This is a genomic window from Streptomyces sp. Edi2 (assembly GCF_040253635.1).
Taxonomy (GTDB): domain Bacteria; phylum Actinomycetota; class Actinomycetes; order Streptomycetales; family Streptomycetaceae; genus Streptomyces.
In genome coordinates, this window is sequence record NZ_JBEJGX010000003.1 from 6955090 (window position 1) to 6969570 (window position 14481).

12 protein-coding genes and 1 riboswitch are annotated in these 14481 nt (G+C 71.9%); of the genes, 9 read left to right on the forward strand and 3 right to left on the reverse strand.

Annotation, left to right across the window (positions count from 1 at the left end; genetic code table 11):
* The first annotated feature begins 48 nt into the window (after positions 1–48).
* From ABR737_RS33995 to ABR737_RS34010, 4 genes are all read left to right on the forward strand, one after another.
* Positions 49–1389 (forward strand): M16 family metallopeptidase, encoded by a 1341-nt coding sequence (locus ABR737_RS33995; protein ID WP_088800441.1) that lies wholly within the window; start codon positions 49–51, stop codon positions 1387–1389.
* Positions 1390–1427: 38 nt separating this feature from the next.
* On the forward strand, positions 1428–2810 hold the full coding sequence (locus ABR737_RS34000; protein ID WP_350257032.1) for a M16 family metallopeptidase: 1383 nt from the start codon (positions 1428–1430) through the stop codon (positions 2808–2810).
* A 211-nt stretch (positions 2811–3021) separates the two neighbouring features.
* Positions 3022–3177: riboswitch (cyclic di-AMP (ydaO/yuaA leader) on the forward strand.
* Positions 3178–3189: 12 nt separating this feature from the next.
* A complete protein-coding gene (locus tag ABR737_RS34005) occupies positions 3190–3969 on the forward strand; it encodes a M23 family metallopeptidase (RefSeq protein WP_350254791.1) in 780 nt (259 codons plus the stop codon).
* Between the two features lie 271 nt (positions 3970–4240).
* Positions 4241–4930 (forward strand): GntR family transcriptional regulator, encoded by a 690-nt coding sequence (locus tag ABR737_RS34010; protein WP_350254793.1) that lies wholly within the window; start codon positions 4241–4243, stop codon positions 4928–4930.
* A gap of 234 nt (positions 4931–5164) precedes the next feature.
* Here the strand turns inward: ABR737_RS34010 and ABR737_RS34015 are convergent, their stop codons facing one another.
* Positions 5165–5446, reverse strand: a complete 282-nt coding sequence (locus ABR737_RS34015) for an HPr family phosphocarrier protein (protein WP_030990508.1) — start codon at positions 5444–5446, stop codon at positions 5165–5167.
* 230 nt (positions 5447–5676) lie between these two features.
* Here ABR737_RS34015 and ABR737_RS34020 point away from each other — a divergent pair, with 230 nt between their 5' ends.
* From ABR737_RS34020 to ABR737_RS34035, 4 genes are all read left to right on the forward strand, one after another.
* Complete coding sequence (locus ABR737_RS34020; RefSeq protein ID WP_350254795.1) at positions 5677–8712, forward strand: bifunctional acetate--CoA ligase family protein/GNAT family N-acetyltransferase; 3036 nt, start codon at positions 5677–5679, stop codon at positions 8710–8712.
* A 38-nt stretch (positions 8713–8750) separates the two neighbouring features.
* Positions 8751–9344: a DUF5998 family protein gene (locus ABR737_RS34025; protein WP_088802386.1), complete on the forward strand. Its 594-nt coding sequence runs from the start codon at positions 8751–8753 to the stop codon at positions 9342–9344.
* Positions 9344–10534 carry an alkaline phosphatase family protein gene (locus ABR737_RS34030; protein ID WP_350254796.1) on the forward strand — a complete coding sequence of 397 codons (1191 nt, stop codon included), beginning with the start codon at positions 9344–9346 and terminating at the stop codon, positions 10532–10534. The genes ABR737_RS34025 and ABR737_RS34030 overlap by 1 nt, the downstream gene beginning before the upstream one ends.
* Before the next feature lie 66 nt (positions 10535–10600).
* A complete protein-coding gene (locus ABR737_RS34035) occupies positions 10601–11269 on the forward strand; it encodes a thymidine kinase (protein WP_350254798.1) in 669 nt (222 codons plus the stop codon).
* A gap of 36 nt (positions 11270–11305) precedes the next feature.
* On the opposite strand, the gene ABR737_RS34040 is transcribed toward ABR737_RS34035, so the two are convergent.
* On the reverse strand, positions 11306–12082 hold the full coding sequence (locus tag ABR737_RS34040) for a VOC family protein (RefSeq protein WP_350254800.1): 777 nt from the start codon (positions 12080–12082) through the stop codon (positions 11306–11308).
* A 249-nt stretch (positions 12083–12331) separates the two neighbouring features.
* Between ABR737_RS34040 and ABR737_RS34045 the strand changes: the two genes are divergently transcribed.
* The gene (locus ABR737_RS34045; RefSeq protein ID WP_350254802.1) at positions 12332–13171 is read left to right on the forward strand and encodes a sulfurtransferase; all 840 of its coding nucleotides are present in this window, start codon (positions 12332–12334) and stop codon (positions 13169–13171) included.
* 115 nt (positions 13172–13286) lie between these two features.
* Here ABR737_RS34045 and sepH read toward each other — a convergent pair whose 3' ends face one another.
* On the reverse strand, positions 13287–14345 hold the full coding sequence (gene sepH / locus ABR737_RS34050) for a septation protein SepH (RefSeq protein ID WP_350254804.1): 1059 nt from the start codon (positions 14343–14345) through the stop codon (positions 13287–13289).
* Positions 14346–14481 lie beyond the last annotated feature (136 nt).

Here is a 14481-nt window from a genome sequence, read left to right on the forward strand (position 1 = left end):
ACAGTGACAGAACTTCCTCGCAAGCGGATCGAAGGGACGTACATGCCCATGGGTCACACGGCCACAGAACAAGCCGGCTCCGGCGGCCTGACAGCAACCGAGCACCGGCTGGCCAACGGCCTGCGCGTGGTGCTCTCCGAAGACCACCTGACGCCGGTCGCAGCGGTCTGCCTGTGGTACGACGTCGGCTCCCGCCACGAGGTCAAGGGCCGTACGGGCCTGGCTCACCTCTTCGAGCACCTGATGTTCCAGGGCTCCGCGCAGGTGAAGGGCAACGGCCACTTCGAGCTGGTGCAGGGCGCCGGCGGTTCGCTCAACGGCACCACGAGCTTTGAGCGCACCAACTACTTCGAGACCATGCCCGCCCACGAGCTGGAGCTCGCGCTCTGGCTGGAGGCCGACCGGATGGGCTCGCTGCTGACCGCGCTCGACGACGAGTCCATGGAGAACCAGCGCGACGTCGTCAAGAACGAGCGCCGCCAGCGCTACGACAACGTCCCCTACGGCACGGCCTTCGAGAAGCTGACGGCCATGGCGTACCCCGAGGGCCACCCGTACCACCACACCCCCATCGGGTCGATGGCCGATCTGGACGCGGCCTCCCTGGAGGACGCGCGGGCGTTCTTCCGGACGTACTACGCGCCCAACAACGTCGTCCTGTCGATCGTGGGCGACATCGACCCCGAGCAGACGCTGGCCTGGGTCGAGAAGTACTTCGGCTCGATCCCCGCGCACGACGGCAAGCAGGCGCCGCGGGACGGCACGCTTCCCGACGTCATCGGCGGCGAGCTGCGCGAGGTCGTCGAGGAGGACGTGCCCGCCCGGGCCCTGATGGCGGCCTACCGCCTGCCGCACGACGGCACCCGTGAGGCGGACGCCGCCGACCTCGCGCTGACCGTCCTGGGCGGCGGCGAGTCCTCCCGCCTGTACAACCGGCTGGTGCGCCGCGACCGCAGCGCCGTGGCGGCCGGCTTCGGCCTGCTGCGGCTGGCCGGCGCACCCTCGCTGGGCTGGCTGGACGTGAAGACGTCCGGCGGCGTGGAGGTCCCCGGCATCGAGCGCGCGGTCGACGAGGAGCTGGCCCGCTTCGCCGCTGAGGGACCGACCCCGGAGGAGATGGAGCGGGCACAGGCCCAGCTGGAGCGCGAATGGCTGGACCGGCTGGCCACGGTCAGCGGCCGCGCCGACGAACTGTGCCGCTTCGCTGTCCTGTTCGGCGACCCGCAGCTGGCGCTGACCGCCGTGCAGCGCGTTCTGGACATCACTCCCGAGGAGGTGCAGGCGGTCGCCAAGGCCCGGCTGCGCCCCGACAACCGCGCGGTGCTCGTCTACGAGCCCACCGAGCCGACCGACGCCGCCGACACCGAGGAAGGGGAGGCGGACCAGTGAGCGACGCCACCACCCACGCCGATTCCCCCGTGAGCAGCATGGACTTTCACCCGCAGCCCCAGGGCGGCGCGCCCAGGCCGTGGGCCTTCCCGGCCCCCGACCGCAGCCAACTGCCCAACGGGCTCACCCTCCTGACCAGCCACCGCCCCGGCCAGCAGGTCGTCGCCGTAGAGATCAACCTCGTCGCCCCGCTGGAGGCAGAGCCCGAGGGCCTGGACGGCGTCGCCACGATCATGGCGCGCGCCCTGTCCGAGGGCACCGACAAGCACGACGCGGAGGAGTTCGCCGCCGAGCTGGAGCGCTGCGGCGCCACCCTGGACGCGCACGCCGACCACCCCGGTGTACGGGTCTCCCTCGAGGTGCCGGCGTCCCGGCTGCCGCGTGCACTCGTCCTGCTCGCCGACGCGCTGCGTACGCCCGCCTTCCCGGAGAGCGAGGTCGAGCGGCTGGTGCGCAACCGTCTCGACGAGATCCCGCACGAGCTCGCCAACCCGGCCCGGCGCGCGGCGATGGCGCTGTCCAAGGAACTGTTCCCGGCCACATCCCGTATGTCACGGCCGCGCCAGGGCACCGAGGAGACCGTCGGACGCGTCGATGCCGCGGCCGTCCGCGCCTTCTACGACGCCCATGTACGGCCCGCCACGGCCACCGCCGTCATCGTCGGTGACTTCACCGGGGTCGACCTGGACGCCGTGCTCGCCGAGACGCTCGGTGCGTGGAGCGGCTCGTCGGCCGAGCCGCTGAAGGCCTCGCCGATCGTCGGCGATGACACCGGCCGCGTGGTGATCGTGGACCGCCCCGGCGCCGTCCAGACGCAGCTGCTCATCGGGCGTATCGGCGCCGACCGGCACGACCGGGTGTGGCCCGCGCAGGTCCTCGGCACGTACTGCCTGGGCGGCACCCTCACCTCCCGTCTGGACCGTGTGCTGCGCGAGGAGAAGGGCTACACCTACGGGGTGCGTGCCTTCGGGCAGGTGCTTCGTTCCACCGCTCCCACGTCCCCCGAGGGGGCCACGGGTGCCTCGCTGCTCGCCATCAGCGGGTCGGTGGACACCGCCTCCACCGTCCCGGCGCTCGACGACCTGTGGAACGTGCTGCGCACCCTCGCGGCAGAGGGGCTGACGGACGACGAGCGGGATGTCGCCGTACAGAACCTCGTCGGGGTCGCGCCGCTGAAGTACGAGACCGCGGCAGCCGTTGCCGGCACCCTCGCCGACCAGGTGGAGCAGCACCTGCCGGACGACTTCCAGGCGCAGCTGTACGTCCGCCTCGCGGAGACCGGCACGGTCGAGGCGACCGCGGCGGCCGTGAACGCCTTCCCCGTGGACCGGCTGGTGACGGTCCTGGTGGGCGATGCGGCGCAGATCGCCGAGCCCGTCAAGGCGCTGGGCATCGGTGAGGTGACAGTCGTCGGCGGCTAGTACCGCCGTGTGACGGAAGGTCACATATCGACAAAGCAACTCCCGTGGCGATGGTCTGCCACGGGAGTTGCTGTATGTCCGGTTTATTGCGGCCGGTGCCTCGGTTCTTGTGGCATCCCGCACAAAAAAGCGGATCTGTTTGCCGATTGAAAGTTGCCCCGTTTAGCGTCGGTCCGGCTGTTCGTCACAAGTCCGCCACAACCGTGGCACCGGACAGTCATCGCCGAATCCCCGTACGGCGCGAGCCAGGGGAACCGGGGACCCAGAGTCCCTTGGGGTGAATCGGACTCCCCTCCGGAGGAGCCCGTAGGAGACCTTCCTGCTCCGAACCCGTCAGCTAACCCGGTAGGCGAGAAGGAGGGAAAGGACAAGCCAGTACATGGCGTTCATCCGTGCCACCGGGAAGCACCGTCGTACGAGCCGCCCCGTGCGGACGACCCGCCACATCGCCGGCATAGCCACCCTCGCGGCCGGCGGCGTGGTCGCCTCCGTGGCCTCGCCGGCGCTGGCGGCCACGGACGAGGCCCGCACCCAGGACACCGGTCTGCAGCACGCCGTCGTGCTCGGTGACGAGCTCGCCAACCACGTCGCGGCCCAGGCCGACGCGCAGCAGGCCGAAGCGGAGACCGCGGCGGCGAAGGCGAAGGCCGAGGCCGTGGCCAAGAAGCAGGCCGAGGAGGCCAAGCGGCGCGTCGAGGCCGCCCGCAAGGCCAAGGAGCGCGCCGCCCGCGAGGCGGAGCGCAAGCGCCTCAACACCTTCGTCGCCCCCGTGGCCGACTCCTACGTGTCCACCTCGTACAAGGCCTCCAGCGGCCTGTGGTCCTCGGGCAGCCACACCGGCATCGACTTTCACGCCGCCTCCGGCACCTCCGTCCACGCCGTCGGCACGGGCACCGTCGTCGAGGCCGGCTGGGGCGGCTCGTACGGCAACAACATCGTGATCAAGATGAACGACGGTACGTACACCCAGTACGGTCACCTGTCGTCGCTCGGCGTCTCGGTCGGCCAGCACGTCACCCCGGGCCAGCAGATCGGCCTCTCCGGCGCCACCGGCAACGCCACCGGCCCGCACCTCCACTTCGAGGCCCGTACCGGCGCCGACTACGGCTCGGACATCGACCCGGTCGCGTACCTGCACTCGCACGGCGTCAACGTCTGACCTTCCGCCTCGCCTGAGCGCGCTCCTCACCGGGCCGCGCGGCACCGGACCGAGCATCCGCCGAAGCCCCGGCCCCACGGCCGGGGCTTCGGCGTATCCGGCGCCGCGGTCGGTGTGCAGAGGGATACGCCGTCCCCCTCCCGGCCAACTTCCGGCCAAAAAATTTCCATGAATAAGCGGAGCCCGCCGAAAAGGCGTTCCCGTCGAATAGAGTCACGGAAAAGTCGCCGACCGGCGGCGTTTCCAGGGGATTACGGCGGAGGCACGGAAGATGCGAGGCCATATTTCCGCTCATGCGGTGTGCACGGCGATTCGCGATGACATTGTCTCCGGTGCGCTGGCGCCGGGGAGCCGGCTGATCGAAGAGATCCTTGCGGCCCGGTACGGCGTCTCCCGGGTGCCGGTCCGTGAAGCGCTGCGAACCCTGCAGTCCGAAGGGTTTGTCACCACCCGCCACCACGCGGGCGCCTGCGTCGCCGAGCCCACCGAGCAGGATGCCGCCGATCTCCTCGACGTCCGCGCCCTGTTGGAGCCGCTGGGGGCCGCCCGCGCGGCCGTCCGCCGTAGCCCGGCTCACCTCAAGGTGCTCCGCGGCCTGGTACGGCTCGGCCGTGAGCGGGCGCGTCACGGCAGCCCGGCGGATCTGCGCCAACTGGACGACTGGTTCCACGAGACGCTGGCCCAGGCAGCCGGCAGCCCCAGTCTGACGGCGCTGCTGACCCAGCTGCGGCGCAAGATCGAGTGGATGTATGCCGTGGAACTGCCCGCCCGCACGAGTGAGTCGTGGGAGGAACACGGCGCGGTGCTGGACGCGGTGGCCCGGGGGGATGCGGAACGGGCCCGTGCCCTGATGGCGGCTCATGTCGAGCGCTCACTCCCGGTGTACCGGCTCCGGCGCCCTGCCAAGACAGGCGTGAGGGATCCGAAACCGCCCGTCAACACGGCCCGTGCCCGCCCTTAACAATCGCCCCGTATACAAAGAAGTGCGGAATGGGATCCCGGGGGTGTGAGATTGCGTATTCCTCCCCGCCGGTATTCAGTGTGCATGTGTGCCGCCATGGGTGCTGCGCCGGCATGCGTGTTGCCATAGGTGTGGAGTCTGAAGAATGGAATAGCGCACGCTTTTTCTTGCGCTCCCGATATAAAGGAACCGTCTCCTCAATCCGGGGCCGCCGCAGCTCAAATCCTGGGGGGCTCAGACGGTCTCGGGAAGCTCCTCGAGGCCTTCGGCGACGAGCTTGGCCAGACGGTCGAGTGCTTCCTCGGCGCCCTCGGCGTCGGAGGCCAGCACGATCTCCTCACCACCCTGGGCACCCAGGCCCAGGACCGCGAGCATAGAGGCCGCGTTGACGGGGTTGCCATCAGCCTTGGCGATCGTCATGGGGACGCCGGAGGCGGTGGCCGCACGGACGAAGATCGACGCGGGGCGGGCGTGCAGGCCCTCGGCCCAACCGACATTGACGCGGCGCTCTGCCATGGTGTTGCCCTTCAAAGTCGTGACTGTTGTCTAGACCAGTCTCTCACGCTGCCGGGAGTGCTGGGCAGTCCTGTGTCCTGGTCTTTTGCGGCCATTGGTCTCCCCAGGGGAGGTCCGGCAGGCCGCCCGGAGCGCCGGAGTGTACGTCCGTACGGCATCCTCAGCTTGCCCCGCACCCCGAGCGTACGCGCGCCGAGCCGGTTGTCGGTGGCCGGTCGTACGCTGTCCGCATGCAGAAGCCGCAGGACCACGCGTACCCGACCCACTGGGAAGCCGACGTGGTGCTGCGTGACGGTGGCACGGCGCGGATCCGCCCCATCACCCCCGACGACGCCGAGCGGCTGGTCTCCTTCTACGAACAGGTCTCGGACGAGTCGAAGTACTACCGCTTCTTCGCTCCCTACCCGCGCCTGTCCGACCGCGATGTGCACCGTTTCACCCACCACGACTACATCGACCGGGTAGGGCTCGCCGCCACCGTCGGCGGCGAGTTCATCGCCACCGTCCGCTACGACCGGATCAACGAGCAGGGGCTGCCCGCCAAGAGCCCCGAGGACGACCAGGCCGAGGTCGCCTTCCTCGTCCAGGACGCCCACCAGGGCCGCGGCGTGGCCTCCGCCCTCCTGGAGCACATCGCGGCCGTCGCCCGCGAGCGAGGCATCCGCCGGTTCGCCGCCGAAGTGCTCCCCGCGAACTCCAAGATGATCAAGGTCTTCACGGACGCCGGCTACACCCACGAGCGCACCTTCGAAGACGGTGTGGTCCGCCTGGAGTTCGATCTCGAGCCGACCGAGCAGTCCATGGCCGTGATGCGTGGCCGTGAGCAGCGCGCCGAGGCCCGCTCCGTACAGCGGCTGCTCGCCCCGGGCTCGGTCGCCGTCATCGGAGCCGGCCGCGCCTCCGGCGGCCTCGGGCGTACCGCGCTGCGCAGCCTCCTGGAATCCGGCTTCACGGGGCGGGTACACGCCGTCAACCACGCCTTCCCCGAAGACATGCAGCGCCTGCAGCCCGAAGGGGTGCCGGCCGTCCGCGCGCTGCGGGAGATCGCCGACCCGGTGGACCTCGCCGTCATCGCCGTCCCCGCGGACAGCGTCCCCGACGTGGTCCGCGACTGCGGCGAACACGGGGTCCAGGGCGTGCTGATCCTGTCCTCCGGTTACGCCGAGGCCGGCCCGGACGGCCGGGAACGGCAGCGCGCCCTGCTCCGCCAGGCCCGCTCGTACGGTATGCGGCTCATCGGGCCCAACGCCTTCGGCCTGATCAACACCGCCACCGACGTCCGCCTGAACGCCTCTCTCGCCCCCCGGATGCCCGGCGCCGGCCACATCGGCCTGTTCACCCAGTCCGGTGCCATCGGTATCGCCCTGCTCAGCGGACTGCATGCACGCGGCCCCGGTGACGGCGGGATCGCCGGAATCTCCACCTTCGTCTCGGCCGGCAACCGCGCCGATGTCTCCGGCAACGACCTGCTCCAGTACTGGTACGACGACCCGGACACCGATGTCGTCATCCTCTACCTGGAGTCCATCGGCAACCCGCGCAAATTCGCCCGGCTCGCCCGCCGCACCGCCGCCGTCAAACCGGTGGTGGTCGCCAAGGGGGCCCGGCACAACGGCACGGCCCCGCCCGGCCACGCCGTGCCCACGGTCCGCGTTCCCGACAGCACCGTCGCCGCCCTGATGCGCCAGGCCGGCGTGATCCGCGTCGACACGGTCACGGAGCTGATCGACGCCGGTCTGCTGCTGGCCTCCCAGCCGCTGCCGGCCGGCCCGCGCATCGCCATCCTCGGCAACTCCGAGTCGCTGGCGCTGCTCGCCTACGACGCCTGCCTGACCGAAGGGCTGCGCCCGCAGGGCCCCCGTGTACTGCCCTCCGCGGCGACACCGGACGACTTCCGGGCCGCGCTCGCCGAGGCGCTGTCCGGCGACGGCTGCGATGCCGTGGTCGTCACGGCCATCCCCTGGGTGGGGGAGGGGGCCGCGGTTTCCCCGGCCGACAGCGAGGGCGCCGTACTTGCCGCCGCGCTGCGGACGGCGGCCGAGGCGCATCCGGAGAAGCCGGTGACGGTCGTCCACCTCGCCATGGACGATCTGGCCGAGACACTTGCGGCACCGGCACCGGCACCGGCACCGGCACCGGCGCAGTCGCCCGAGCCCGTGGCGCCCGCCCGGGACGAGCCGGTCCGCCCCGCTGGTCCGATCCCCGCCTCCGCCTGGTCCGTCCAGCCCCCGTATCCCCCGCAGCCCCCGTATCCCCCGCACGGCCCGTCGAACCGCTCACGCCCCCCGCTCCCCCCAGGCCCGCCACCCACCCTCGCCGCTCGCCGACCGGACCCGGCCCGTGACGCCGAGGCCGCCACCCCGCCGCAGCGCCGCCCGGCGCCGCTCCGCATCCCCGCCTACCCGGCCGCCGAGCGCGCCGTGCGCTCCCTGGCCGAGGCCGTCCGCTACGCCGCATGGCGCCGGGAGGCCGCCGAGCCCGGCCGGGTGCCCGAATACGACGACATCGAGGAGGCGGCGGCCGGCGCCGACATCGAGCGCCTGCTCGACCGGCTCACCCCCGACGCCCCCACGGGCCGCTCCGTCCCGGTGCCGCTCCAGGACGCCGAGGCCCTGCTCGCCCGCTACGGCATCCACACCCGGCCCGTCCTGCCGGCCCCCGACCCGGACACCGCCGTCCGCGCCGCCGCCCACCTCGGCTATCCGGTGGCCCTGAAAACCACCGCACCCCACCTGCGTCACCGTGCCGACCTCGGCGGGGTCCGTCTCGATATCGCCGGTGAGTACGAACTCCGCCGTACCTACGCCGAATTGACCGATTTCCTCGGCTCTCCGGAGGAGCTGCGCCCGGTCGTCCAGTCGATGGTGCCGCGCGGCGTCGACACGGTCATCCGTGCCGCCATCGACCCGGCCGCCGGCGCCGTCCTCTCCTTCGGCCTGGCCGGGGCGCCCTCCCAGCTGCTCGGCGACATCGCCCACCGCCTCATCCCCGCCACCGACCGCGACGTCACCGAGCAGATCCGCTCGATCCGCGCCGCCCCTCTGCTGTTCGGCTGGCGCGGCTCCCAGCCCGTGGACACCGCGGCACTGGCCGAGGTGCTGCTGCGCGTCTCCCGGCTCGTCGACGACCACCCCGAGGTCGTCGGCGTCGACCTCGAACCGGTCGTCGTCGCCGCCAACGGCCTCTCCGTATTGGGGGCGACCGTACGTCTGGCCCGGGCCCCCGCCACCACTGACCTCGGCCCCCGCCGGCTGCCCGTCTACTGAGGCTCTCGCGGCCCGGTACGCCCCGTAAGATGGACCCCATGGCTAAGACCGGTACGACGACCCAGGGGCTGCGCGCGGCGATCGAGCGCAGCGGCTATTACCCGACGCTCGTGGCCGAGGCGGTGCAGGCCGCGGTCGGCGGCGAGCCCGTGACGTCGTACCTCGTCCACCAGGAGACGACCTTCGACGCCAACGAGGTCCGCCGCCATGTCACGGTCCTGGTCCTGACCGGCACCCGCTTCATCGTCAGCCACACCGACGAGCAGGCCGCCGACGCCACCTCCCCGTCGCCGTACGCCACCACCTCCACCGAATCCGTCAAGCTGAGCCGGATCTCCTCCGTGGTGCTCAGCCGGGTGGTCGCCAACCCCGAGTCGTACACGCCGGGCCGGCTGCCCCGCGAGGTCGTGCTCACCATCGGCTGGGGCGCGGTCGCCCGCCTGGACCTGGAGCCCGCTGCCTGCGGCGACCCCAACTGCGAGGCGGACCACGGCTACACGGGCTCCTCCACCGCCGACGACCTCTCGCTGCGGGTCAGCGAGGCCGGTGACGGACCGGACTCGGTGCGCGAGACGCTCACCTTCGCCCAGGCGCTCTCCGAGGCCACCGCGGCCACCCCGGCCCCCCGCTGATGGTCCACATCGCCCCCGCCTGGCCGGAACCCGAACCGCTCGACCCGCTCGGCGCCCCCGTGCCGCGCTACGGCACCGGCTCGCTCGCCGATCTGCTGCCCACCATCGCCACGGGGCTCGGCATGACCGGCTTCGCCACCTCGATGGAGCTGGCGCCCGCCGACCGTGCCTGTGTCTTCCTGATCGACGGCCTCGGCTGGGAGCTGCTGCGGGCTCACCCGGAGGAGGCGCCGTTTCTCACCTCGCTCCTGGGCACGTCGTTCAACGACAGCGGCCGCCCGCTCACCGCGGGCTTCCCGTCCACCACGGCCACCTCGCTCGCCTCGGTCGGCACCGGCCTGCCGCCGGGCGCCCACGGCCTGCCCGGCTACACCTGCGAGGACCCGGCCACCGGCGCCCTGATGAACCAGCTGCGCTGGTACCCGTGGACCGACCCGTACGTCTGGCAGCCGTATCCGACGGTCTTCCAGCGCGCGGACGCCGCCGGAATCCACACCTGCCAGGTCTCCGCGCCGAGCTTCCAGCACACCCCGCTCACCCAGGTCGCGCTGAGCGGCGGCACCTTCCACGGCCGGCTCTCCGGCGAGGAGCGGATGGACCTCGCGGCCGAGCAGCTTGCCGCCGGTGACCGTTCGCTGGTCTACACGTACTACTCCGAGGTGGACGGCAAGGGACACCGCTACGGCGTCGACTCCGACGCCTGGCGCGGCCAGTTGATGTATGTCGACCGCCTCGCCCAGCGCCTGGCGGAACAACTGCCGCCGCGCAGCGCGCTGTACATCACCGCCGACCACGGCATGATCGATATCCCCTTCGATCCCGAGTCCCGGATCGACTTCGACGAGGACTGGGAACTGCGCGCCGGCGTACGCCTGTTGGGGGGCGAGGGCCGGGCCCGCCATGTGTATGCCCACCCGGGCGCGGCCGCCGATGTGCTCGCCGTGTGGCGCGAGGTGGTCGGTGAGCAGATGTGGGTGGCGAGCCGTGACGAGGCCATCGCCGCAGGGTGGTTCGGACCGTCCGTCGACGACCGGGTGCGTGGCAGGATCGGCGATGTCGTCGCGGCCGCGCACGCCGATATGGTGATCATCGCGACCGAACGGGAGCCCCGTGAATCGGAGATGGTCGGGATGCACGGTTCGATGACCCCGGTGGAGCAGCTGGTGCCGCTCCTGGAAGTCCGCACCTGATCCGCCCGGCCCGCTGCCCGCACGCCGCCCCACCCCCTCACGAGCCCGAAAGGCCCGCAACTTCTCATGCCCGAGCTGGTGTTCTTCTCCGGAACGATGGACTGCGGAAAGTCGACACTCGCTCTGCAGATCGAGCACAACCGCTCCTCCCGCGGTCTGCAAGGCATGATCTACAGCCGTAACGACCGGGCCGGCCGCGGCAAGCTCTCCTCCCGCCTCGGCCTGGTGACCGAGGCCGTCGAGGCGGCGCACGGGATGGACTTCTACACGCATGTCGTCGACCGTCTCTCCGCCGGCGGCCGGGTCGACTACGTCATCGCCGACGAGGCGCAGTTCCTTGTCCCCGAGCAGATCGACCAGCTCGCCCGCATCGTCGACGACCTCGAACTGGACGTCTTCGCCTTCGGCATCACCACCGACTTCCGCAGCAAGCTGTTCCCCGGCTCCCAGCGGCTGGTCGAACTGGCCGACCGCATAGAGGTGCTGCAGGTCGAGGCGCTGTGCTGGTGTGGCGCCCGGGCCACGCACAACGCCCGTACGGTCGACGGCCGGATGGTCGTCGAGGGCGCTCAGGTCGTGGTCGGCGATGTCGTCGGCGACGTGGACGGCGGCCCGCACACCGAGGTCGGCTACGAGGTGCTGTGCCGGCGTCACCACCGTCGCCGCCAGACCTCGGCGACCGCCCGCGCGGCCGCGCTCTCCCCGGACGTACTGCCGGTCGACAGCGCGAAGTAGGCCCGGCCGCCGGGCGGAGCCGCGGGTGACCGCCCCTCAGTTCCGCTGGGCGATGGTGAAGACGGCGCCCTCGCTGTCGCAGACCGTCGCCAGCCGTCCGTGCGCGGAGTCCCGGGCCGGCTGCAGCACCTGGCCGCCCAGTTCGCTGACCCGGCGGGCCGCCGCGTCCGTGTCGGAGACGGCAAAGTACGTCATCCAGTGGGAACCCCGGTCGCGTGGCAGGGCGTTGCCCACACCGTGGATACCGGCCACCGGGTGCTCTTTGAGATGCAGCGTCAGATAGTCGAAGCCGGCCGAGATCACCGGCTCCGCCTCATAGCCGAAGACATGCTCGTAGAACGTCAGGACGGAGCTCGTGTCCCGGGTGACCAGCTCGTTCCATGCCGGGGTGCCCAGTTCACCGGTGATCGTGGTGCCTGCCACCGATCTGCCCTGCCAGATGCCGAAGATCGCGCCCTGCGGGTCGGAGGCGATCGCCATCCGCCCCGCGTCGTCGTCCGCATCCAGGGGCCCGACGCCCACCGTCCCGCCGCAGGAACGGATCTGCTCGGCGGTCGCGTCGGCGTCATCGCTCGCCAGGTAGGTGGTCCAGGCGACCGGGAGATGGCGGTCGGGCGCCAGTTCGCCGAGCCCGGCGACTTCCCGGCCGTGGAGGAAGGCCCGGGCGTACGGACCGAAATGCTGCGGTCCCGGGCGGAACTCCCAGCCGAACAGCGCGCCGTAGAATTCCTGCGTCGCGGACAGGCTGTGGGCCAGAAGGCTCACCCAGCAGGGCGCGCCGGGCATCCGCCGGGTCGCTGCCTCGGTCGTCATTGTCACTCTCTCCTCGGAGCGTCGGGTGCTGACCATCTGCGCTACGGGCGCGGGTCCCGAGCAGATGCTCGCACCCGGTGACCTGGTGTGCGCCCCGGCCGCGCCGTCCATCGCCGGTTCGCGAGGGAGAATGCCCGCTTTGACGTTTCCGATCCGCCTCAGTGGCGTTACGGCAGGACGTAACTGCGTCATACGGAGGGTGGGTGCCTACCTTCTGTACGTAGCCGTCGCTACGCAAGGATGAGTCCCATGAATGCCATCATCACCGCTACCGAACTCGCGAGCGAGCTGGACCGGCCCACCGCGCCGACAGTCCTGGACGTCCGCTACCAGATGGGCGGCCCGCCCGGCCGCCCCGAGTACGAGGCCGGCCATGTGCCCGGCGCGGTCTACGTCGACCTGGAGAGCGAGCTGGCCTCGCCTCCCGGTCCCGGTGGCCGGCACCCGCTGCCCGACCTCGATGTCTTCACCGAAGCCATGCGCGCCGCCGGCGTCCGCGCGGACCGCCCCGTGGTCGTCTACGACGGTGGCCAGGGCTGGGCGGCCGCCCGCGCCTGGTGGCTGCTGCGCTGGACCGGCCACCCCGACGTGCGCGTCCTGGACGGCGGTCTCGCCGCCTGGCGGGCGGCCGGCGGCGATCTGAGCGTCGGTCAACCTACTCCGCAGGAGGGTGATTTCACCCCCGTGCCCGGTGGGCTGGCGCTGCTGCGGGCGGACGACGCGGCCGCCCTCGCCCGCCGCGGAGTCCTGCTGGACGCGCGTGCCGCCGAGCGCTACCGGGGCGAGGTCGAGCCGATCGACAAGGTCGCCGGCCACATCCCGGGCGCCGTGTCCGCCCCGACGACGGAGAACGTCGTCGAGGGCGGCACCGTCTTCCGCGACGCGTCGGAACTGGCCGAACGTTTCGCGTCGCTGGGCGCCACGGCGAAGGCGGAGGTCGGGGTGTACTGCGGCTCCGGGGTCTCCGCCGCGCACGAGGTGCTGGCCCTCGCGGTCGCGGGTATCCCCGCCGCCCTGTACGTCGGCTCCTGGAGCGAGTGGACGGTCGACCCGTCCCGCCCCGTCGCCACCGGCCCGCAGCCCGGCTGAGCCCCCGTCAGGTCCCGTAACGGGCCCTCGCACCACGCCGTCCGCCCGCTCCTGGAATGCAGGGAGCGGGCGGACGGCGTGGTGCGCGAAGGGAAAGGCCTCACGGGCCCTCCCGTTACTCCGGCTTCTTGCGCCGGGTGCCGAAGACGATCTCGTCCCAGCTGGGCACGGCGGCGCGGCGACCGGGCCGTACACCGTCCGCCTCGGCCTGCCGGTCCGTCGTCCCGGTCAGCCGGTCGCGATGGCCGGCCACCGCGCGGGGCATCAGCACATCGGCGTACGCGGAACCCGCGCCCGCGCTGGCCGCCGGGGCGGGCGGCTCCTCGACCTCGGCCTGGGACTCCTCGTCGCTCTGCGCCGACTTCACGGTCTCCGGGACGACCATGTCGCCGCGGAAGCTCGGCACCGCCTCCAACAGGCTGGTCAGCGAATCCCGCTCGCCGACCGCCTCCTCCGCGACCCGCGGCTCGCCGTCCTCGTCACCGGAGGGCGCCGTGCGGTCGGCGCGCTCGGGCGTCTGCCGGTCCAATGCGCGGTCCAGCGGCCGGTCGCGCGGCAGCCGCGCGATCCGCGGCACGAACGGGAAGCTCGGCTCGGGTGTGTCGTCGCTCTCGCCGATCAGCGCCCGCGCCTCGTCGTCCACGGCCTGGACGAGCCGCCGCGGCGGGTCGTACGTCCAGCTCGCGGAGTGCGGTTCGGTCGCGACGCGGTAGACCAGCAGCACCTCCCAGGTGCCGTCGTCCCGGCGCCAGGAGTCCCACTGCACGCTCTCCTTGTCGGCGCCGCGCAGCAGCAGCCGCTCCGCCACCGCCTCGCCGAGCTGCGGACCGGTGTTCTCGCCGGGGCGCCGCACCGGGGTCTTGCGGGCCCGTTCGGCCATGAAGGCGCGCTCGGCGAGCACCGGGCCCTCGAAGCGCCGCACCCGGTCGACGGGGATGCCGGCGAGCTGGGCGACCTCTTCGGCGGAGGCACCGGCTCTTATACGGGCCTGGATGTCCCGCGGGCGCAGATGACTCTCGACCTCGATCTCGATCTGGCCGAGCCGTGCACGGTCGTTGCGGACTGCGGCGCGCAGCCGTTCGTCGATCGGAAGCGTGTACTCGGTGCTGTCCGCAGCTTTGAGCACCAGCCGTGTGCCGTCGTTGGAGACGGCCACGACACGCAGTTCGGGCATGGGGACCTCCCGGGTGGTGCCTGCCGACGTCACTCGCGTCGCTGCTTCCGCTAGTCGAGTGTGGCCTGCCCGGGTGCAGCCTGCCACAACATTGCCGAGTTGCCCGGCGTGTCGGGGCTTGGCCCTGAAACGCCGT

Excerpts from the sequence above, each read along its gene's own strand:
- ABR737_RS33995 (WP_088800441.1), top strand. The coding sequence starts at position 49 with ATGGGTCACACGGCCACAGAACAAGCCGGCTCCGGCGGCCTGACAGCA.
- ABR737_RS34000 (WP_350257032.1), top strand. The coding sequence starts at position 1,428 with ATGGACTTTCACCCGCAGCCCCAGGGCGGCGCGCCCAGGCCGTGGGCC.
- ABR737_RS34005 (WP_350254791.1), top strand. The coding sequence starts at position 3,190 with ATGGCGTTCATCCGTGCCACCGGGAAGCACCGTCGTACGAGCCGCCCC.
- ABR737_RS34010 (WP_350254793.1), top strand. The coding sequence starts at position 4,241 with ATGCGAGGCCATATTTCCGCTCATGCGGTGTGCACGGCGATTCGCGAT.
- ABR737_RS34015 (WP_030990508.1), bottom strand. The coding sequence starts at position 5,446 with ATGGCAGAGCGCCGCGTCAATGTCGGTTGGGCCGAGGGCCTGCACGCC.
- ABR737_RS34020 (WP_350254795.1), top strand. The coding sequence starts at position 5,677 with ATGCAGAAGCCGCAGGACCACGCGTACCCGACCCACTGGGAAGCCGAC.
- ABR737_RS34025 (WP_088802386.1), top strand. The coding sequence starts at position 8,751 with ATGGCTAAGACCGGTACGACGACCCAGGGGCTGCGCGCGGCGATCGAG.
- ABR737_RS34030 (WP_350254796.1), top strand. The coding sequence starts at position 9,344 with ATGGTCCACATCGCCCCCGCCTGGCCGGAACCCGAACCGCTCGACCCG.
- ABR737_RS34035 (WP_350254798.1), top strand. The coding sequence starts at position 10,601 with ATGCCCGAGCTGGTGTTCTTCTCCGGAACGATGGACTGCGGAAAGTCG.
- ABR737_RS34040 (WP_350254800.1), bottom strand. The coding sequence starts at position 12,082 with ATGACGACCGAGGCAGCGACCCGGCGGATGCCCGGCGCGCCCTGCTGG.
- ABR737_RS34045 (WP_350254802.1), top strand. The coding sequence starts at position 12,332 with ATGAATGCCATCATCACCGCTACCGAACTCGCGAGCGAGCTGGACCGG.
- sepH (WP_350254804.1), bottom strand. The coding sequence starts at position 14,345 with ATGCCCGAACTGCGTGTCGTGGCCGTCTCCAACGACGGCACACGGCTG.